This window comes from Streptomyces sp. NPDC091377, from assembly GCF_044757045.1.
GTDB lineage: Bacteria > Actinomycetota > Actinomycetes > Streptomycetales > Streptomycetaceae > Streptomyces.
The window spans coordinates 1-19975 of sequence record NZ_JBIVUE010000024.1; the positions used below are offsets into that span (position 1 = coordinate 1).

Here is a 19975-nt window from a genome sequence, read left to right on the forward strand (position 1 = left end):
CACCCGTTACGAGAAGACCGCCGAGTCCTACCAAGCAGCCGTCACCCTCGCATCACTCCTGATGTGGGCGTGACATTTGAAGACAACTCCTAGGCGACCGTCTTCCCGGTCTCGGAGACAATCCGCACGGTCCCGTCGCGGAACTCCGCGTCGTACCGCTGGCCTTCTCTGCCAGACCCAACTTCCCCTGCAACTACGGCCTTCACGCTACGAGGGGAACCTCATCCAGCCCCTTTCTGCCGTTCGATCAGCCGCCAGGCACAGGACCAGCGCGATCTGTGGGCGGAGCTCAGGTTGTCGGGCTCGTGAGCTCGCGGACGCGGTCGCCGTAGAAGCCCTGTTTGTCCGCGTCCATGACTCGCTCAAAATACTCGCGGGCGCGTCGCCGATCACCGACCATGAAGTAGTACTTCCCGAGCTCGAAGAGACTGAACAGGTCGAAGGCGTCAAGTGCCAGGGCCTGGTTGTAGAAGCTGAGAGCGAGGCGATCGTTCCCGTTGAGGGCGTGCGCCCACCCGAGCTTGGAGTAGACGACGACGGCATCCTGCCGCTCCGCTCGAACGGTCTCGAGCAGCCGGATCGCGCGCCCGTAATCGCCATCAAGTCCCGCCGCGACGGCGAGCCGGAATCGCGAGTACGGCCGGTTGACGGCGTCCACAAGGCGCTCGTAGATCGCCACCGCGTCGCCGTACCGCTGGAGGCTGGTGTACAGCTGACCGAGTCGCTCGAGCACGTCGCGTCGCTGCTGTCCCTCGACCGGGTAGCCACGATCGAAGGCAACGAGCAGCTGCTCGTACGCTTCGGCCGCTTTGCGGTCGTACCCCAGTCGCATACAGATGCCGCCAAGCATCCGCAGGTACTGAGGATGGCCGTCGCTCCGATCGACAGCGGCCTCCGCCGCCTCCAGGGCACCTTGAGCATCGCCCTCGGCGAGCCGCTGCTTGGCCAGTTCGAGGTAGTAGAGCGGACTCGACGAGGGCGGCTGGAAGCCGAGCTGGCTGGGCTCCGAGCGAGCCGGCACGGCCGCCGTCGCCGCCTCGGCGCGCAACCGGTCAAGGCATGCTTGCACGGCGGCGCGCATCGACCCGCAGTTCTGAAAACGGTTCTCGGGCCGCCACGCCATCGCGCGAAGGATTACGTCCTCGAGATCGGCAGGCACATCGCGGTTCACCTCACGAGGCTTGGCGATCTGCACGCCGGTCAGCAGCTGATGCGGGCTCGAGTAGGGCAACCGTCCCGTGGCCATCTCGTAGAGGAGAACGCCGATCGAGTAGATGTCGCTGACGTCCCGGGCACGCTTCCCCTCGAGCGCCACCTCCGGGGCCATGTACGCCTCCGTGCCGTGGCGCTTGGTCCAAACCCACACATCCTCGAGCCGGCGGCTCGACCCGAAGTCGGTGATCTTCGCTGCCCCGGACGCCTTGTCGACGAGGATGTTCTGCGGCTTCAGGTCGTTGTGCGAGATGTTCGCGGCGTGGACGGCAGCAAGACCGTCAAGGATCTGCATCGTCCACTCCAGTATCTGTTCGAAGGTGAGCGGCGCCCGCGTGCTGACGCTGTCGAGGACCTTCGCCAGGTCGTAGCCATCGACGAACTCCATCTCGATCACGAAGAGCTCGCTGATGTTGTGGAAGCCGTGGACGCGAACGATGTTCGGGTGACGGATTTCCCTGATGATGTCTGACTCCTTGCGAAGCACCTCCTCACCCTTCTCCTGATCTTTCGGAATCTTGATCGCGACCGTGGCACCATCCTTCAGTCTCCGCGCCTGCCACACCTCGCCGAAGCTCCCTTTGCCGAGCTCGGCTAGCAAGCGAAACCGATCGCCCAGCTCCTCGCTGGGTTCGCCGCGGAACACGATCAGCGCCACGACTACGCCCTCCCCAAGGCGAGCCGCTCATTGCGCTCGTCGCGCAGGAACTCGCCGAACACGAGACGTCCAGAATCGGGAGCGGGGCGCATCACACACTTGATGATCATCAACGGTGTCCGTGCCGGATCCACGTCACTGCCACGACGCCTGAACCCTTCGCGGTAAGTTGCAATGATGGCGTCCATGCTGCGTGGAGCCGAGCCGCTGCGCACCCAGTAGATCAGGACACACAGCTTCAAGTTCGGGGACACGGTCGACGCGATCGCGAGGTTCTCGACCTTGCCCCGCAGCTTCCCCTCGTCACCGCGCTCGAACCTCTCGAATTCGAACGCGAGCGAGGCTTCGCCCGAGTGCTTCTCGAACCACACGGAGTCCGCGCGCACGTCCCCGAGGCCGTTGTCGCGGGCCCACCAGATCGGGCACTCCGCCACGGCGGAGTAGCCCTGCGACTGCCCTGCGGTGGCCAGGACCGTGAGGAAGTGCGAGTGCACCGTGAGCCCGATGTCCGGGATCCCCGACAGCAGCATCGGGAAGTGCTCGACCAGCAGTTCGCGGTTGGTGAGCCCGTCGAACACCAGGTCCGCCGGTGATGTGGAGCGGTCATCCATCATCCTCCCGACCTCCCCCAGCGCTCGCACACGCGCGGTGACTCACCGCCGTGGACGAGCGCCTTGGTGCCGACCTTCACGACGAGCGGCGCGATGATCGCCCGTCCGCAGATCAGCGCCTCACCGGTCGACAGCGTCGGGAGCTCCGCCAGGTCCGCTGCAGAGAAGTAGTCGGAGGTCTTCTGAATGAACCGCTGGTCGTCCGGGTTCTTGATGCGCATCGCAACGATGGTGTTGCACTGACTCGTCACGTCGGAGTCGAGCTTGCTCGGGCGCTGGCTGACGATGGCGAAGCCCACGCCGAACTTCCGGCCCTCGGCCGCGATGCGCTTGATGATGTTCTTCGAGATCGCAGCCTCGCTGGCGGGCGCGAAGTTATGCCCCTCCTCGTAGACAATGAACACCGGTCGGGTCGGGCGCTGCTTGTCGGCCGCCGCCTTCATCAGCTCACTCGAGATGAGCGCGACGATGACCTGCCGCGCCGTGTTCGAGAGCCCTTGGAGGTCGATGATGCAGAGCCGTCCGGCCTCGGCATTGTCGTCGCCGACCATCTCGTAGACGTCGAACGGATCACCGGCCGCGCGCGAGTAGAAGCTCTGGGCCTCGTTGATCATGCGCCGAAGGCGGATGGCGGCGATGTTGGCGCTCCCCCCGCGGAGTGCGTTGGCCTCACCCTGGCTGCCGGACTCCGTCACCCACTCCTTCAGGCGGTCGAGATCATCGAGGACCGCGAAGAGCTCCTGGATGTCGCGAGGCTCGTCGATGTTCTCCTTCCAGTAGCGGAGCGCGACGTCGAGCACGCGCTGCTGCGGCTCCGTCAGTCCAGGGAGCACACCAGAGAACTCGTCCACGTCGAAGTGGTCGAGCTGAAGAGCAAGGCGCATGTTCTTCCCCGCGTACTTCTCGTCGAAGCTCCGCAGCTGCGGCGTGTAGACCTTGATGCCGCCCCCGCGGTCCTGCAGCTGCTGGAGGGCATCTTGGATCTCCGCGAGCTTCTGCCGGTCCCGAGGATCCTCGACCTTGTCGAGCCGGTCGTTGAAGTTGAGCTTGCCGGTTCGGAAGGCCTTGCCGTACTCGCCGTGCGGGTCGAAGACCACGACCGACGCGTTGAGCTGCGAGACCAGCCGCTCGATGACGCGCCCGACGGTGTAGCTCTTCCCCGAGCCGGTCATCGCAAGCACGGCGAGGTGCTCGGTCACCAAGGTGTTCGCGTCGAGGAAGACCGGGACAATGTTCTCGCCCTTCTCGTAGCCGACGAGGTTGCCCAGATGGATGCTGGTGTCCTCGGAAAATTCGTAGAAGCTCGTGAGGAACGCGTAGTCGACTCCGTAGACCTTCGTCCCCGGCGTCAGAGGCCGTCGGGGTATCCGGATCTCGCCGGTGAACGGATCCTTGTAGCCGACCAGCTCGAGCGTCGCGTACACAGTCTCGCCCGAGAGCCGCGACTGCGGCAGCAGCTCGACTTCACTGATCCCTTCGCCGAGCGCTGGGCTGAACAGGATGTTCGACCGCGACAGCCCCACGATGCGGCCCAGCACGTCGAGCTGCGATTCCGACTCGCGCTCCTGGTGCGCGACCCGCACGAACTCCCCACGCCGCGCCGAGAAGCTCGTACGCAGCGCGATCGTCAGCTTGTCGGGTTCCCCGGTGTTGCCGACCAGCTTGCCAATGTAGTTGTCGTCGTCTCGGAACATGCTCACTCCTCATCCATGGTGTCGACGCCCTCGAGCCAGGCTCGATCAACGGCACGGTCCTTGAGCATGCCCAGGGTCGAACGAAGGTAGTTGGACAGGACCTCGCGTGGCATCATCACGAGCTGTTCGGCGTACCAGAGCGGCAGCGGCTTCATCCGCGGGTTGTCGTTCAGCGTCAGGAAGGCGGTGATGCTAGCCAGCCTGTCGAGGGCCTCGGAGTCCCACTGCCCCGGAGCACCGACGGTCTCGATCTTCCAGATCGGCGTTCTGAGGCCGACCTGGATGTGGAAGCCGATGAGCCCGTGGTTCGCGACCGTCCGAGGCTCGAAGCGCTTCATCTGGCGCCCCAGCGCTTCGTAGTAGTAGGCGGCCGTCCGGTGCCCTGCGCGCAGGGCACCACGGAGGAAGCGGAGAACACCGACTCGCCGCAGCTGCACCCACTCGCTTTGCACGAGGTCCAGCGCTTCGCTGCCGATCACCTCGGGGGAACCCGCCGGTCCCTTCTCACGGAGCGCATTCAAGACGGCGGCGTTGAGGTCGCGGCGCGACTGAAGCGAGACGAGGAACGGACCGTTCAGGTCGTTCGGATAGATCGAAGGCAGGAACCGCTGCCAGAATGCCTCCATCACCTCGATCAGCTCGCGCCACTCCTCCTCGACGTCGGGCTCGGCGAGGCTGAGACTCTGCTCGGCACGCGGGACAAGGAGCGGGATGTCGACGAAGATGACATCCGGTTTCGTATCCGAATCCAGCAGGTCCGTCAGGAGCTGGTAGACGAGGATGTACTCCTTCCATGCAAGTCGCTCGGACGCGTCCAGGAAGTTCATGTCATTGATGTCGACGCGGCTGTCCTGGAAGCCCTCCGTCACCTGGTTGCCAGACACGACGATGTCGTGACGGAGCGCTGCAGCTCCATAGAGAATGCCGCCCAGGGCGGGCATGCTCCGGCTCTTGGAGGAAACTCCGACGGCGTAGACGCGATCGAACCGGCGCGACTCGACGCTGCGGATGATGCCGCCACGCACGAAGAGCGGAGCCTTCGAGTCGATGTACCGCATCTTGTTGGCGATCTTCCCGGCGGTGCCGGGAAGCCGCAGGCTCATTGCCGCGGCGAGTGCGCGAGCCAGCTCGATGCTCTTCATGTCGTCGTCTCCTCTGAGGCAAGCAGGGCCCCGAGCTCACGCAGGTACGCGTGCATCCCGCGCTGCTCGAGAAACCGGACGAGAGCCCCGCGATCGCTCGGTGCCGACGCGCCGGAGGCCGCGAGCCCCTGACGCGTGAGCTCGTCGAGGGCTCGACCGACGTCATTGGCGCTCAGGTCCACCCCAAGGAGCGCTCCGGCTCGAGATCGCAGGAGCTCTGCTGTCTGTGGGCCGCCGGCCGCAAGGAGCAGCACAACGGGGACGAGTACCCCTTCGCCGACTGCCTCGGCCTTCGGCGGGCTCGACGGCTGCCGTGCGATCTCCCTGGCCTCCGCCGTGATCGACGGAGTCCACGACAAGAGGTGCCCAAGCAGGCTCTGGCGATGCGCCTCGTCGGTCAGCGCCGTGTAGGTAAGCAGCTGGAGCGCGGAGAAGAACACCGGACCCGCGTTGTTGGTCGCCTGGTACCGCAGGAGCACGGGCTTGTTCTGGGCTTCCACGGCGAGCACGCCTGCACCGAGCACTGTGTCGAAGAAGTGGTCCGACCGGACCTTCACCTCTCCGCCGAGGACCTCCTCGAGCGCACCGTCGGTGATGCGAGCAGCCGAATCCGCGGCGCGGCGTCGGGCTCCCAGCTGGACCGGCGTCTCGAAGTAGCGGCCGAGGTCCAGATCCGTGAACGGCGGCACGACGATGACGGCGACCCGCGACCGCGCGAGCGCGGACGATAGCTTGCGCATGTCGACGAGGCGCTCGGCATCCAGCAACCCACCGACGACGACGACGGGAGGCCCCGACGGATCAGCCAGGAGCCGTTCCATGGGAACGCTCTCGACCTCTGCCGTCTGCGAGAGGACGCCGATCTCGAACAGGTCAGCCTGTGCTTCGACGATGCGCGCTTTCATCGGAGCTCCAGCTTCGAGCGGATGAGCTTCATCTCCTTGAGCTCGCGAATCGCGTCGGCGTGGTCCGGGTGCTGGTCTTCGTCGTAGGAGCCGGCCTCCAGGTCGCCGGAGATATCGACCCACAGACCGAAGTGGACGTTCTTGCCAGCGCCCTCAAAGAAGCCTGCGCCCTCCTGGGAGACCTCGCTGTTGAACGCCTCGTAGCGCGCCTTCGTGGTCCCGAAGGTCGCAGCCGGCGTCGGCTCCGCCTTGGCCGGCTTCCGGTTCGACTTCAGGACCCGGTTGAGCGCGCGCAGTTCCTTCTGCCGGATCACCTGCCGGAGTTCCGTCTTGAGCTCGTCGAGCTTCTCTGTGACCTGCTGCGGGAGCCCCTGGACCGCTTGCGCGGTCGCGACGACCTCGGTCTCCAGGCTCTTCAAGAGCTCGGTCTCTGCCACTTGATCGATCAGCGATTGCACCTGCTGCTTCAGGCCTCCCTCCACGAGGCCGCGGAACTTCTGGACCTCGAGCTTGAGAGGGTTGAGCGAGGCCTGCACCGGTTGCGGAGCGTCGGCCGTGAAGTCGCCCAGCGACTGCCACGCGGAGGCGGCGGCCTTGTAGTCCTTGACCGCCTTCGCCCACTGCTCATGTAGCTTCTTGAACTGCGCGAAGAAGCTACCGGGCTGCTCCTTGCTGATCAGGTCCTTCAGCGCGTCCATGCGCTTCCACGAGTGTTCGTACTGCGAGTTGACCAGGTACTGGTCGATCATCAGCGTGTACGACGCGACCGGGATCGTCGCCATCCGCGTCTGCGTGCCTGCCGCGGCGGGCCCTTTCACTGCGTTCTCGAGCTCGGACTTGATGGCCTTGAGCGGCAGCGTGACCGGGGCGATGGGGAACGGGTGGCCCTCGGCCTCATCGAGCGTGGCCGCCTCGCCTAGCAGATGGTCGATCTCCTCGATCATCTCGTCCCGAGTCGCCAGGAACGTCTTCTTCAGCCACGCCAGGAAGGTGACGCGCTCCCACAGCGAGAGCGTCGAATACCGGGTCTCGTAGGACGGGATTCGCGCCGGCGAGCAGTCGAAGTGGAGCGTCGTCTCGCCTATCTCAAGCGGGCACACACCGAGGATGCGCTCCTCGATGTCGAGGACCTGAGCGACGACCGTCTTGAGCGATCTCTCGGTCAGGCTGTCGATGTCAGCGGTCAGGTGGTCCGAGCTCACCTGCTGGATCTTCTTTTCCGCCGTCACCAGCTGCTGCTTGGCCGTGGGGTAGTTGTTGTTCAGCAGAATGCTGGCCTGCGTCGGGAACAGGTCGGTGAGCGTCTTGACCGAGTCCTTGCACTCCCCCTCGAGCCAGGTCGACGCCGACTGGCGGCGGCTCTCGAGCATCGTCCGGTCGACGGCCTTGTAGAGGTCGTTCTTCTTACGGACGAGCCCGATGCCGATGAGCACTTCGAGGATCTGCTCGAGCTGCTGCGGTGCCTTCATCTCGCTGTCGGGCACCGCGAAAAAGAAGCTGTTGGCGAGCTTGCTCACCGCCGACTGCGTCTTGAGCTCTTGGAGGAGCGCGAAGAAGCACCGGGGCACCTTCGGAAGCAGGCCGCCGTCGGTCGTCAGCACGCCAAGGAGGTCGCCGTACTTCCACGCCACAGGTGGATCGATGTTCTTCTTCGCCGCCTGCCTGCAGTTTTCGAACTCCACGTTATTCAGGGGTCCGCCGGCCGTGTCGACGGCTGCATCGAGCGAGCAGTCGTTCGCCAACATGTAGCGGTAGCCCTTCGCGAAATCGGCTGTGTTACTGCCGGTCTTGCGGCTCCAGATGGGAGCGAGGAGGTAGCCGGTCTTGCGGAGGCCGTTCGCCCACTCCCGGCTCTTCGCTTGCCACTCGTCGCGGTAGGAACCCTCGAGCCCCTTCGCGACTTTGCTCAGGCGTGCCTCGTGGGCGTTGTAGGCGGAGCCCCGGCCCGAGTACTTGAGAAGGAACTCCTCCTCCTGCGACACGAGGCGCCGCGTCAGTACGCAGCGGCGAAGGGCCGGCGACGCATCGAGCTGCTGCTCGAACGAGGCCACGTCCGCGCCTGCCGGGAACAGGACGAGGATCGGGTGGACCCGCTCGAGGCCGATGTAGGCGCGTAGCTTGTCGAGGGTCTGCTGCGCGTCCAGGCAGTACACGACCGTGCACCGACCATCCGGCGTGACCCGAAGCCCGTCGAGCGACGGCGAGCCGAACGCGGAGGTGAGCGCCTTGTGCGGAACGTCCTTGAGCCCCGAGATGTGCTTGGTGGCCTCATCCTTGAGGTGGTCGTCGAGGAGCTTCGCGAGGCCAAGGCAGATCGCCGTCCCGCGCTTCGCCTTCGTCTGACTGATGCCGCGGACGTACTCGTCGAGCGAAGCCTCGTACTTGCCGTCCCTGAAGAAGCGAACGCTCTCAGCCGCCGAGACCAGGAGCTTGTTGAACTCGCGCCAGAGCCGGAACGACATCCCGATGAACCGGGTCCCGTCGACCCGGTACTCCGGCTTCGAGAAGATGCGGTGGAGCGACTCGGCCGCGAACTCGATGCCCTCTCGCGGGTAGAGCGCCGCCAGCTGCTCGCCCCATTGCTCCAGGTCGGCGTAGACGACGAAGTCACCAGCGGCGCCCGGGGCTCCCCCGACCGCAACGGAGAACGCTCGCAATGCCTCGAGCAGTCCGACGACGGACACCTCGCAGGTCGGGGTGAAGTACGTGTCCGTCTTCCCTTCCTTTGCCTTGAAGCCGAACTCGGGGCGGGTCAGCTCGTTCGCGAGCGCGCGCTCGTCGATGTGAACCTGAAAGAGCTCCGCGAAGGCGTGTCCGCGGCCCGCGACCTCGTGAGCGAGCAGCGCATCGGCCATCTCCTCGGTCAACGCCGCCTTCGCCGCCCCGCCGACCGGAGCCGGCAGCTGGCCGTACACGAGCCGCTCCAGCTCCTGCTTGGGGACCCCGGTTACCTTGCCGAGCAGGGGGAGGACGGCGTCGTCGTTGAAGATATGCTTGGCCCGGGCATCGGTCTTGGCGAAGTCCTTCAGGAGCTCCCACGCGCTCGAGCGGTAGCCGCGCTCCATGTGCCGGGCGTACGTCTCGTGGATGGACGACATGATCACGTTCAGCCAGCCGAAGTTCCGGTTGGCCGAAAGGAACGCGCCCTCGAGCGTCCCCACCGGGTACTCGACGGCGTGCGGGTCGACCAGGCCGCCCTTGATGTGGTCGACGTAGCTCTGCACGTCGGTCAGTTGGTTCGGCTCGATCGTGACCGAGCTCGCTCGGCGCAGGTTCGGACCGATATGGATCTGGTCGCGCATGCCCACGCTGCACAGCAGCAGAAAGTTCACGTCCGGATGCTGGTTTCGCCAGTTCTCGTGCTTGATGACCTCCGAGACCATCAGGAGGTACTCGTCGTCGACCTTGGTCTGCGTGTCCTCGCGAAGGCCCCGTTTCAGGTCACCGGGCGTCTCGACCTCGTCGACGATGATCCAGAGGTGGTTCAGGCCAGCATCACCCAAGACCTTCTTCGCATCGCGAAGCCGGTCTTCGAACGATCGCGTGTCGTCGTCGACGAGCGAGAGCGCCTTCAGGTTCACGCCCTTGGCCTGCATCGCCGCCTTAAGATCCTCGTAGAGGTCCCGCGGCCCGCCAGCGGCAGGGTCGGCGCGCAACGTGTGCCGCAGGGCTTCGACCGCCAGGCGAGCAACCCACGTCGCAGCGTCAAGCGCGTCGTCGCACACGGTGCTGTAGCGGATGTAGAGCGGCAGGATGCCATCCTGCAGCGCCGGCTCGAGCACACGCGGCTTCTTGTCTGGCTGATGGAAGGGCGGGATGACGTACTCGTTCTTGTTGAGTAGCCACCGGTCGACGCGGCCCGTCGCTTCCGCGATGAGCTCGTAGCCAAGCCGTGTCTTGCCCAGACCCCAGTCGCCGAACGCGATGAAGAAGCCGGCGATGTCGTTCGCGGCACCGTCCCAGAAGGATCGGCGGAATTGGTGGAGTGCGTTGAACACCTGGTTCTGGCCCACCATGGAGAAAGAAGGCGGATAGAGTGCGACGCCCTTGGCGGCCCACGGTTTGATGATGGTCATCGGTCTTCTCCCTGCATCTCCCTGGAGGAACCCGTGGGGGTCTGCTCCGCAGTCTCGACGTTCATGGTCTTGTAGAGGGGCGTGAAGTCGATGCGGACGCGACGTGCGCCGGGCTCGCCGAACAGCCCTCGTCCCATGCGGGGCTGTCCTGGGTGGCGGTCGAGCAATCGCAGCTGCTCGTGGTACATCGCCGTCCGGATGTAGCTGTCGAGGACGACGGCTCGATCCTCGTCCGGCACCTGAAGGAGCTCGCCGAAGCGCTCGCCGAGCTGACTCACGATGAGAAAGCCCTCGGCGTCCGCGCAATCGCGAAGCGCCCGGGCGAACGCCTCGTCGTCGGTCAGCCGCGCAGGCGCTGCGTCCTCGAATCCGAGCTCGACGAGGTTCTCCACCGCCAGCGCACCAGCGAGTCCACCGGCGTCCAGGCCCCAGGTCGAGGGACCACCATCGAAGGCTCGGATGTGGAAGAACACGGCCAGGGCCTTCTTGAGCGCGGTCGGGAGGTCGTTCGTCGAGGGTGTTCCACCCTGGACGCCCTCCCACACGACCGCCGCAGTTTCGCCCAGAGCCGAAAGGTCAGCACGCCAACGCGGCCCGAGGGCGAGCTCGGCCTTGTCGCGCAGCAGCGTGTTGAAGCCGTCGCAGTTGCGCTGTGCGATCTCGAGGACATCGCCCTCGGGCGACGTGAGCGACAACGCGCCCGTGGGGATACCGCCCGGCGCCTCGACTGCCAGCTGCCAGCCCGCAAGGCAAAGCCCGATCACCAAGCGCGTGCGAGGCTCACGTCGAAGCAGCTGCTTCGCCAGGGCGCGAGCCCAGTCGACGTCAGCGTCCGCCTCGCGAAACGCCTTCCCCAGCGCGACGCCTTCCGCGGTGGCCAGGAGGCCCTTGTCGACCCGCTCGAAGAGGCTGATCCCGTTGATGCGGTAGCGGGCGCCGCTGCGCTCCATCCCGTACGTGTTGATGACGCCGTCGGTCCCCTTGCCGCGCGGCGCCCCGCCCCTGAACTGCATCGTGGGAGCGATGTCGAAGACCACGCGCTCGAGATCGGCCCGTGAATAGACGCGGCCTGGCTCGGCACGGGCCGCCGCCTCCGGGTACTCCTGGATGCGAGCCGCCTCGCTCCATAGAAACAGCTTGGGGAGCGCGATGCGCACCAACGGCGTGTTCATGCCTGTCCTCCGTGGAAAGTCGCCAGGAACTGCGACAGGCGAACGCGGTAGGGCTTTTCGCCCCGGTTCTGCAGGTGTCCCGGATGAGCCTTGATCTTGGATTGGTAGTCGTCGGTCAGACGCAGCACGTCGCCGTCGCGCTCGAACACATCGAGCAGCTCGAGGTTCTTCAGCATCACGTGGACGGCGCTCTCCCAGAGCGAATCCTGGGTGCTGGCCCCCGCCGGCCAGTAGCCGACCTGCTCGAGCATCGAGCGGACGTGGCGCCACAGAGGGCCCCGCCCGGCGCCGTCGAGCTCGAGATGCGCCACACCCCCATCGACGTGGATCAGCGCCGTCACATCGCCCGCCAGGCCGGCGAACAGGCGGTGAACCTCGAGCTGAAGGAGCGCCGCCGCGACGGGGTGCTGGAAGAGTCGCTCTGCGGCGGCCTCGCGACCGAGCGTGGCGGCAGGCTCCCACTCGCCGTGACGACAGAGCGGTAGGCCGGCGGCGACGTATCTCCGGGCCATCACGTCGGTGCGCTCCATCTCGCCGATCAGCACCTGGCCGTCGTCGGCCACGAGCAGTTCCACGGTGCTGAGGAGCAACGGGCGCTTCCAGCTTCGACGGAGCTGCGTGCTGAGCGGCCCCTCCGACGACCTCGACGCCGCGTCGGCGTTCCAGGACTGCTGCTCCGAAAGGAACTCGGGCTCTCGAATCAGGTCCCCGATCACCTTCGGCGGAAGCTGAGCGAACAGGTCGAGTCGCTCCGAGGCCGCCACGTCGCGCGGCTCGCGGGTGGGCACGCTCAGGTAGGCGTGCGTCTTCTGATCGCCGCCGTGGGGCTGCGTCAGGTGCCAACGTCCGAACCGTGCCCAGACGTACTCCTCGAGCTCCGGAATCGGCTCCGGGGCGTGTCGCCGAAGGTGCTCGCCCATGAAGTGCGCCGCGAGCCGGGTGGTGAACGCGGACGGGCCCGCGTCTCCGTCGATGAGGTGAAGGAAGAACGGGGTGACCACGTGTGCCTCGGGACGACGCGCCAGCAGCGAGTCGAGCCAGTCGATCAGGTGCGCCTCATGCAGCCCGAGGTCTTCCAGATCACCCGGCGTGAGCTCGCCGAGGGTGGCGAGATGCGCGAGCAGCCGGCGATTGCGGTCGAGGGGTGAGACCTGCGTCGCCTTCGTCGACGTCTTGGCCTTCGAGCGCTTCGGTGCGTCAGGCTTGTCGTGGATCGGCGGGGGATCGTCGCCCGGTCGGTAGAGGCGAAGGCGAGCCCAGTCGTCATCGACGCGGAAGAGGAGGTCGTGCTCTGGCGTCACGTTGTAGTGGACGCGACTGCGGAAGTTAGTCGTGTACTTCTCGATGTGGCACTGAACGGTGATCGGTTTGAAGAGCGGGTAGTTCGCTGCGAACCAGCTTGTGATCTCGTCCCGGGAGTGTTCGTCTCCATCGGCGAACGTCTCGGCGACGAAGCGCTCGAGCAGCTCGTTGCAGCTCTCGTCGTAGATCTTGCCGGCCCTGGACCGCTTCATCGCCCACGTGAGGACCTCACGCGCCGGCTCGTGGGTCTCCTCGACAGACAGGAGCGGTCGCAACAGCTCCCACGCGTCAGCGTCGACAGGGAAGTTGGTGCCGTTCGGCTGCCGGAGGATCATCAGGTTGGCCAGCCCTTTCCTGGCCGCGATGGTGGTCTTGAGGAGTGGGTTGCCGAGGAACCGCCTCTCGATCGCGAGCACGACGCGGGGCTTGGTCGTGGCTCCGCTGCTCGGGTCCGCCCAGAATGCTGCATCGTCGCCATCGGACTTCCGATCCGCGACGCCCTCCACGACACGAGCCTGGGCGTAGATGCCCGCGTAATTGCCCGACATCCAGAGCAGGACGATGTCGCCGATGTGGATGCGGTCCTTGTATCGGTTGGTCAGGAACTGCATCCGGTCGAGGTGCTGGAGGGCCTCGAGGATCCGGTAGAGCATGGGATTGGCCTGGAAGATCCAGACCCTTGGTTCCTTCACGTCGGGCACGGCAGCGACCTCGGCCGAGGTGACCTCAGCGATGGCGCCTTCGACGAGCTTGAACATCCCCTTGTCACCTCGAAGGAAACGGGCGTCCTCGGTCATGTCTCGATGCAGCGAAACCCACGGCGTCTTGCGATCGTCACTCACGGCGAACTCGTCCGAATGGAGCTCCGCCAGCGCCGCCCATACCCCGTCCCGGTAGTGGAAGGGCCGCCGCGGCTGGCTGCGCATCCAGTCGAATGCCATGTCGACCTTGCGAGGCCTCATGCGGCACCTCCCTCCGACGCCCGCAGCGCGAGCTCCTCGACGATGCGCTTCTGCAGCTCCTTGCCGGGCCGGAACACGGTGCGCAGGCGCGCCGCCATCAGTGACGACTGGTAGTCGTCGCCGAGCACCAGGAGCTCGTCCTGGCGGCGCAGGATTCGAAGCTCGAGGAGGTTCCGGAGCAGGTTGCCCATGAGCTCGTCGGAGACTCGGCCGTCGACGAGGCCGAAGGGTGCGTAGCCCTGCACGCGAACGAGGTCGCCGAGCAGCTCGGCCACGCGGCCGACCCCGCGGGAGCCCACGAGCACCGAGACGTCGTGCAGGCCGCCAGACGCGGGCACGTAGAGTTCCACGGTCGGCATCGTCGACGCTGGCGAGCGCCAGGCGCAGATGCCCAGGTGGATCACCGCGGCGTAGAACGGGTGCTCCACTACGGCATCACGGAGATGTTCGAGGAGCACTTCGTTGAGCGCGTCCTCGTCGAACGTGCGCTGGCCACGCGCATCGACGATCGGGGCGCCACTCAGCACGCCGAAGCGCTGCATGTTCCACGGCTGCGGAATAAAGGCGCTGCCAAGGCCGAACCCGTCCTCTCGATTGAGCGGCAGCGGGCGCAGCACCGCAGCGCTCTCGACAGCGACGGGCAGCGCCACGCAGGCGGGACCGAAGCGCCGCAGCGCGAACTCGAAGAGCCCCTTGGGACGTGCGGAGTGTCCGAGTGCGTAGCTGTCCCAGGCGGCGAACGGCCGCGAGCGCTCGGGGAGGTCGGCCATGCGGGACTCGAGCTCCGCCGACGCGAGATCGACCAGACGCTTGCCGCCCTCCAGCTGCGCGAGGACGACGTTGAGCTCGGCCAGCAGCGGCGCGAGCTCGCCTTTCGTCCACTCCTCGAGCTCCACGGTCATGCCCCCGCGGCCGGCATCGACCAGCCCCTCGACGAGGATGCTGAGCAGGTAGGCGCGGTACTCGGGGACCGCGAAGCACAGACGACGCCCGACCTGTTGCGCGTCGCACTCGAGGAGGTGCACGAAGGGTGGCGTCAGGTGCCAGGCCACCGGACGATCGTGCTCGTCGTCAACCGCCTTGAGGGCGCCTGCGTTCTCGAACACCGAGACCCACGGCCCAGCGCCGAGGTGCTCGGCCTCGTAGGCCGACACCTCGCCCCAGTGGGCAAGATACTCGAAGAGCGGGACCGCGTCGCTCGGGCGGGCGGGGAGACTCATGCCGCAGCCTCCATGACGAGTTGACAGGCCGCTCGCGCGCTGTCGGCCGCGGCCCACCGGCGGAAGTTCGTCGCCGCCTTACGGGAGCGCAGGACGGTCCACTGCTCCGGCTTCTTCGGATCCTTCCCGATGCTCCAGTCCCAGCCCGACCATCCGTTGGCGGCGTACTGCTCACCGTAGGGAGCCAGCCTCCAGTCAGGCAGCCGGAGCGCCTCGAGATCGCCGATCATCTCGGACGGCGTCTGGTATCGGGCGGCGGGGTCGGGCGCGACCGCCTTGTTGATGATGCGCGCCAGGCTTTTGGGCACGTATGGCTGCATCCGCCCGAAGGAGATCACGCCTTTGCCGGACCCGGCCCGGGCCAGCGCACGGTCGACCACCTTCTGCCTGTAGAAATCGTCGACGCAGCCGCCCGATGCCGCTGCCAACTCGCGAAGCTCCTTCCTCGCCTCGCGGTCCAGGTAGGCGTCGTCGTTGTACGGCAGAGCGCCATGCACCATCTCGAAGAGCACCAGGCCCACCTGGTAGAGGTCCGACCGCACGTCGTAGCGGTTCGGCGTCGCCCATCCCTCGGCCGGCACGTAGAGCGCGCTGTGGCGCGAGGCGGTCACACTCGCACTCGCATGAGCGAGTCGTGCGACCGAGCCGAAGTCGGTGATCTTCGGCCAGATGCGCCCGTGACGCTGCGAGATCAGCACGTTCGCGGGCTTGATGTCCCGGTGAACGAGGAGTGCCTGGTGAAGTTGCGCGAGCCCGTGGAGGAGTCCAATCGCCGCGCGGACGGCCTCCATCATCGGGAGCGGGCCACCGCTCAGGCGCGAGAGGATGCTGCCGCCGCCGACATACTCCATGGCGACGAGGACGAAGTCGTCGCCGAGGCGCTGCGCGTCGTGGACCCGCACGAGGTTGCTCTCGTTGCCCTCGGTCCTGGTCGCCTCCACGAGCAGGCGCGGCTCCGCGAAGAGGTCACCGCTCGGATCGGGGTAGAGGACCTTCAGGAACACCGGCAGGTCGAGGGGTACGTGATGCGCACGAAAAGCGTACGCGTTCGCGCCCTCGGTGTTCTCCGCCTCGAGCCTGTACTTCCCGGTCGCAGCGATGAGCTGCTGGACGTCCTGAAGGGTCGTGCTCATTCGTCGAGCCCCCACCACGCGACGAGCACCGCGTCTCGCCAGGTCTTCGGCTTGAAGTCCGCGCCGCCGTTCAAAACGTTCTCGGGAGAGGCAGACGCGATAGACGCGAAGCGCTTCTCCTGCGCGCGGAGAGATTGCGGCGCGACAAGGTCGACGGTCAGCTCGAGCTCAGCGCCCACCAGCTGGACGATCCCCTCTGCCTTGACGCGCGAGGCCGACGGCCCTCGAAACTGCGAGGAGCCGGCCTGCAGGACGCAGATTCGCTCTACTCCCTGCTCCGCCAGAAAGGTCGAGAGCAGCCTTCGAAGGCTCACCAGCGCGTGCCCCTCACACGCGTCGGCGGGCAGCTTCTGCGACGTAGACGGGAGCGGCAGAACGCGGGGTTGAGCGCGGCTGCCATCGAGGAGAGCCCACTTGAAATCGGTCGAGCTAGGAGCGATGCCGAGAACCTTCATGCGCCGTCCTCCGCCAGCTCCGGGACGTCATTCGCCGTCGGCGCCTTGAGCGTTCCGGCGAGGATCGCCTGCACGTCGAGGGTGCCCTCGATTAGCGCTTCGACGTCGGCCTTGGCCTGGTTGACCAGATCGGCCGCGGTCTGCAACAAGGTCGTGCGCCTGAGTTCCCGCGCTCCCAGGCTCTTGCGGGTCCCCGGCGTCGCCCCGGGGATCCAGATCTGCGGCAACACAGATTCCTCGATGGCCGGATACGCCGAACCGGTGTTGCACCGCATCAGTTGAGCCGTGGAGGCCGGGTGCCGGAGCACCGCCAACAGGAAGAATGCGTCCGTCTTGCTGACGGGCCGCACAACTGCGAAGCCGGTCGTAGCGACCGCGCCATCGAGCGAGTCCGGCACGAGTCCTACCGCACCCCGGTTCGGCCTCACGGTCGAGGCGAGCACGTCGAAGCCTCGAACGAGCTTGCGCGCGCGGCTCGGTGCGTTCTCGACCGGTACTTCGGAGTGGGACACGTGGCCCGTCGAGGAGTCAACGTTGGAGATCTCGATGTAGCGGAACGTGCTCTGGCCATGGGCTCCCGGTGACCACCGGTCCGAGGATAGACTCGCGACCTTGCCGAGTTCAACGAAAGCAGGATTCCGGTGCAGCCATTCCGTGAGCGAGATGAAGTGGCGCTGGTGGTACCAAGCATCCAGCCGCGAGCCGTCGATATCCGCGGTCACGACCATCGTAGTGAGCGACGACAGCGCGTCATGAGGACAGCCCTCATAGAGCGTCGCTAGTTCCGTGACAAGTTGCTCACGCTCCCGAGAGGCGACAGCGCGACAGCGCTCCGCCAACTCGACCTTCGCGCCGATGTAGTCCTGGATGCGACGGTCGGGGAGCGGCACCTCGACTTCTCTGAGGTCCTCGAGGTGGAGATGGCGGATGACAGCGCCCTTGCTGTTGCGTCGGATCTGGAGCTGCCCCAAGCGCGAATTGAGGTAAGCCGAGAGGTACGCCGGGCTGACCCCGCTCGGGCGAATGATTGCGGCGCTCTCGAATACGGCGAACCGATCGTACGCTCCCTTTGCCAGGCCAGCAGAACCGATGGATCCGCTCTTCGCCACGAGCACGTCGTCGGGTCGAGGCACACAGTTCCATCGTTCAAGCTGATCGAATTCCGCGGCGCTGACGTACTTGTGACCGCTACCCGCGTCGACGAACCCGTTCCGAATGTTCTTGGCGCTAAGAAACGGGACGCCCGAATCGACGTAGCTCGGCGTCTTGTGCGTCCCGTCCGTAACAAGCGAGGAAATCTCGACCACCTGCCGCACCTTCAGCCCACGCGCCTCAGCGCGGTGCTCGAATTCCAGGTACTCGGGTCGGTAGAAGTCCGCGTCGAGACGATGTCGCAGGTCCTTTGCAGTGACCCAAGAGGCGATGTCGCTCACGCGGAACCTCGCTTGAGATAACCCGACGTAATCTCGACCAGGTCGTTGCCAAGCGGGTCAGGAACCTCGGCCTTGCCCTTTTTCAGGTACCCGACGTGCTCAGCGACAGCCATGAAGACCGGCCCCTGCTTCTCGGCCGGATGCCGCTTCTTCTGCAGGTAGAGGAAGCTGGTCTTGGCGCCCGTGCCCGCGATGGAGAAGGTCTCGGTGGGCAGGCTCACGACGGCGCGCACAATCGCCTTTCCGCCGAGAAACTCACCCGTCTCCTCGTCCTTCGTCCCCATGAAGTACTCGCGGATGTAGGCGTCCCCCGAATTGGAGAGGATGCCGTCAGGCAAGACAATCAGGAGCCGCCCGCCGGGCTTCAGGAGCTGCAGGTTGCGGTCGATGAACAGCGAGGCTGGGTCGGTCTTTTTGAGCTCCTTTCGCTTCGCCCGGTTCCCGGGAGTCCACGACCAGCCGAGCTCGAGGCCGCGCTCCTCGTCGCGCATGCGCGCCATCCCGCGGGGATCATCGTATTTGCCAGAGCCGAACGGCGGGTTGGTCAGGATGACGTCGAACTTCCCGGTGAGCCGATCGAGATGCGGGTCGACCAGAGAGTCGTCGACCTTCAGCAGCTGGCTGTGGTCCTCGCCGTACAGCAGCATGTTGATGCGAGCCTTCTGGATCGATCCCGCGGCCTGGTCAGCGCCGAAGAAGCAATGCCGCTTCATCTGCGAGAGCCAGCGCAGCTTGTCGTCGTCGGAATGACCGACGTGCCGGTCGTCGAGCACGCGCCGCTTCACCTCGCGCAGCGCGCCGATGGGAAAACGCCCGGTACCGCAACAGATATCGCCGACGAGGAAGGCGGGGAGCGCGGCTTCCTCGTCGGTTTGGGGGTTCCATCGCTCGCGCTGCCCATCGTCGCCTCGTCGGGCCCAGAGGTCTGCGTCGGGGACGTCGTGGAAGACCATGCGTGCCATGCATTCCACGACCTGGCTGGGCGTCAGGTAGGTCGCGAGCCCTTCGTCGCTCGCGTACTTGCCGCGAAGGAACACGTCGAAGGCCCAGCCGAGCAGGTCCTCGTGGATCAGGTGCGCCCGCATCTCGCGGGCCTTCTCGCCGCTGCCGAGGAGCTCGCGGTCCGGCACCGAGAGCCGGATGGGCTTGCCCTCGCGGTCGCGCAGCTCGAGGGCCTCGATAGCGAGCGCGAGGACGTCAGGATTCTCGAGACGCAGCGGTTCATCATACGAGAAGATCGTGTGCACTTCGCCGGTGATGTCGGTCGCCTTGTACTGCGGCAGGTTGTTGATCTCGCGGAAAGCGTCCTTGAGCTGGATGACGGCATCCTTCTTGTGCTCCCGCACGTGGTCGGCCGAGTAGATGTCAGCGAACCGCTTGCCCTTCGCGGCGCCGCTCGTGAGCACGTAACCGGGCGCCTTCTCGAGGTGGACCTTGAGGAAGAGCAGCTTGCCGAGCTCGTCGATAGCGGCATTGGTGGGCTTGACGCCGCCGCGCGAGTAGATGACCTCGTGCAGCTGATCAAACTTGCGCTGGATTGCCCGGAAGTCGCCACGGTGGTACTCGGCCGAGACCTCCTGCACGAGCCGGGTGCGGGACTCGGAGATCGGCCGGGCGACGGTCTTCCACTCGTCCCGGGCCGGCAGCGCCGAGACCTGCGCGTCCTTCTCGACGTCGAAGATGAAGTCGTTCTCGTCGTCCCATACCCAGACGAAGCGAAACGGCTTACCGGCGGCGGCGCCGAGGCCGGCCTTGAACTTCGCGTCGTCCTGCACGGCAGGCCGCGAGGCATCGCCGGGCTCGCCGCTGGCGAAGAGGATGACGGGTTCGTCCTCGTCGAGCGCGACGAGCTCGGCGGTCGCCGACATGGATCCGTCGCCGAGCGGATCGAAGAGCGCGAAGTCGTCCTTGATCTGCTGGTAGCCGAGCTGCGCGAGCTTCTCCCGCGCCCCATCGCGGAGCGCGTCTGTGGTGTTCTTCCTCTTGGCCATGGGTCCTCT

At 66.1% G+C, this 19975-nt stretch carries 13 protein-coding genes; all 13 read right to left on the reverse strand.

Annotation, left to right across the window (positions count from 1 at the left end; all coding sequences use genetic code 11):
* Nucleotides 1-289: 289 nt before the first annotated feature.
* Genes ACIQNG_RS34295 through ACIQNG_RS34355 form a run of 13 tightly spaced genes read right to left on the reverse strand, consistent with a single transcriptional unit; the run spans nt 290 to nt 19966 of the window.
* Entirely contained in the window at nt 290-1870 is a 1581-nt protein-coding gene (locus ACIQNG_RS34295) for a protein kinase (RefSeq protein WP_401490581.1), read from the reverse strand.
* Between the two features lie 2 nt (nt 1871-1872).
* Entirely contained in the window at nt 1873-2484 is a 612-nt protein-coding gene (locus ACIQNG_RS34300; RefSeq protein ID WP_401490583.1) for a hypothetical protein, read from the reverse strand.
* Complete coding sequence (locus tag ACIQNG_RS34305) at nt 2481-4175, reverse strand: ATP-binding protein (RefSeq protein ID WP_401490585.1); 1695 nt, start codon at nt 4173-4175, stop codon at nt 2481-2483. Before ACIQNG_RS34305 ends, ACIQNG_RS34300 begins: the two co-directional genes overlap by 4 nt.
* A 2-nt stretch (nt 4176-4177) precedes the next feature.
* Complete coding sequence (locus tag ACIQNG_RS34310) at nt 4178-5317, reverse strand: hypothetical protein (protein ID WP_401490586.1); 1140 nt, start codon at nt 5315-5317, stop codon at nt 4178-4180.
* On the reverse strand, nt 5314-6222 hold the full coding sequence (locus ACIQNG_RS34315; RefSeq protein WP_401490588.1) for a hypothetical protein: 909 nt from the start codon (nt 6220-6222) through the stop codon (nt 5314-5316). The genes ACIQNG_RS34310 and ACIQNG_RS34315 overlap by 4 nt, the downstream gene beginning before the upstream one ends.
* Nucleotides 6219-10298 carry a hypothetical protein gene (locus ACIQNG_RS34320; RefSeq protein ID WP_401490590.1) on the reverse strand — a complete coding sequence of 1360 codons (4080 nt, stop codon included), beginning with the start codon at nt 10296-10298 and terminating at the stop codon, nt 6219-6221. The genes ACIQNG_RS34315 and ACIQNG_RS34320 overlap by 4 nt, the downstream gene beginning before the upstream one ends.
* On the reverse strand, nt 10295-11470 hold the full coding sequence (locus tag ACIQNG_RS34325) for a hypothetical protein (protein WP_401490591.1): 1176 nt from the start codon (nt 11468-11470) through the stop codon (nt 10295-10297). Before ACIQNG_RS34325 ends, ACIQNG_RS34320 begins: the two co-directional genes overlap by 4 nt.
* Nucleotides 11467-13734 carry an EVE domain-containing protein gene (locus ACIQNG_RS34330; RefSeq protein WP_401490593.1) on the reverse strand — a complete coding sequence of 756 codons (2268 nt, stop codon included), beginning with the start codon at nt 13732-13734 and terminating at the stop codon, nt 11467-11469. Before ACIQNG_RS34330 ends, ACIQNG_RS34325 begins: the two co-directional genes overlap by 4 nt.
* Nucleotides 13731-14954, reverse strand: coding sequence for a hypothetical protein (locus tag ACIQNG_RS34335; protein WP_401490595.1), 1224 nt, complete (start codon nt 14952-14954; stop codon nt 13731-13733). The genes ACIQNG_RS34330 and ACIQNG_RS34335 overlap by 4 nt, the downstream gene beginning before the upstream one ends.
* Nucleotides 14951-16087: a serine/threonine-protein kinase gene (locus tag ACIQNG_RS34340; RefSeq protein WP_401490597.1), complete on the reverse strand. Its 1137-nt coding sequence runs from the start codon at nt 16085-16087 to the stop codon at nt 14951-14953. Before ACIQNG_RS34340 ends, ACIQNG_RS34335 begins: the two co-directional genes overlap by 4 nt.
* A complete protein-coding gene (locus ACIQNG_RS34345; protein ID WP_401490599.1) occupies nt 16084-16542 on the reverse strand; it encodes a hypothetical protein in 459 nt (152 codons plus the stop codon). The genes ACIQNG_RS34340 and ACIQNG_RS34345 overlap by 4 nt, the downstream gene beginning before the upstream one ends.
* Nucleotides 16539-17975 (reverse strand): hypothetical protein, encoded by a 1437-nt coding sequence (locus ACIQNG_RS34350; RefSeq protein WP_401490601.1) that lies wholly within the window; start codon nt 17973-17975, stop codon nt 16539-16541. The genes ACIQNG_RS34345 and ACIQNG_RS34350 overlap by 4 nt, the downstream gene beginning before the upstream one ends.
* Nucleotides 17972-19966, reverse strand: coding sequence for a class I SAM-dependent DNA methyltransferase (locus ACIQNG_RS34355; protein ID WP_401490603.1), 1995 nt, complete (start codon nt 19964-19966; stop codon nt 17972-17974). Before ACIQNG_RS34355 ends, ACIQNG_RS34350 begins: the two co-directional genes overlap by 4 nt.
* Nucleotides 19967-19975 lie beyond the last annotated feature (9 nt).

Excerpts from the sequence above, each read along its gene's own strand:
- ACIQNG_RS34300 (WP_401490583.1), bottom strand. The coding sequence starts at position 2,484 with ATGATGGATGACCGCTCCACATCACCGGCGGACCTGGTGTTCGACGGG.
- ACIQNG_RS34305 (WP_401490585.1), bottom strand. The coding sequence starts at position 4,175 with ATGTTCCGAGACGACGACAACTACATTGGCAAGCTGGTCGGCAACACC.
- ACIQNG_RS34310 (WP_401490586.1), bottom strand. The coding sequence starts at position 5,317 with ATGAAGAGCATCGAGCTGGCTCGCGCACTCGCCGCGGCAATGAGCCTG.
- ACIQNG_RS34315 (WP_401490588.1), bottom strand. The coding sequence starts at position 6,222 with ATGAAAGCGCGCATCGTCGAAGCACAGGCTGACCTGTTCGAGATCGGC.
- ACIQNG_RS34320 (WP_401490590.1), bottom strand. The coding sequence starts at position 10,298 with ATGACCATCATCAAACCGTGGGCCGCCAAGGGCGTCGCACTCTATCCG.
- ACIQNG_RS34325 (WP_401490591.1), bottom strand. The coding sequence starts at position 11,470 with ATGAACACGCCGTTGGTGCGCATCGCGCTCCCCAAGCTGTTTCTATGG.
- ACIQNG_RS34330 (WP_401490593.1), bottom strand. The coding sequence starts at position 13,734 with ATGAGGCCTCGCAAGGTCGACATGGCATTCGACTGGATGCGCAGCCAG.
- ACIQNG_RS34335 (WP_401490595.1), bottom strand. The coding sequence starts at position 14,954 with ATGAGTCTCCCCGCCCGCCCGAGCGACGCGGTCCCGCTCTTCGAGTAT.
- ACIQNG_RS34340 (WP_401490597.1), bottom strand. The coding sequence starts at position 16,087 with ATGAGCACGACCCTTCAGGACGTCCAGCAGCTCATCGCTGCGACCGGG.
- ACIQNG_RS34345 (WP_401490599.1), bottom strand. The coding sequence starts at position 16,542 with ATGAAGGTTCTCGGCATCGCTCCTAGCTCGACCGATTTCAAGTGGGCT.
- ACIQNG_RS34355 (WP_401490603.1), bottom strand. The coding sequence starts at position 19,966 with ATGGCCAAGAGGAAGAACACCACAGACGCGCTCCGCGATGGGGCGCGG.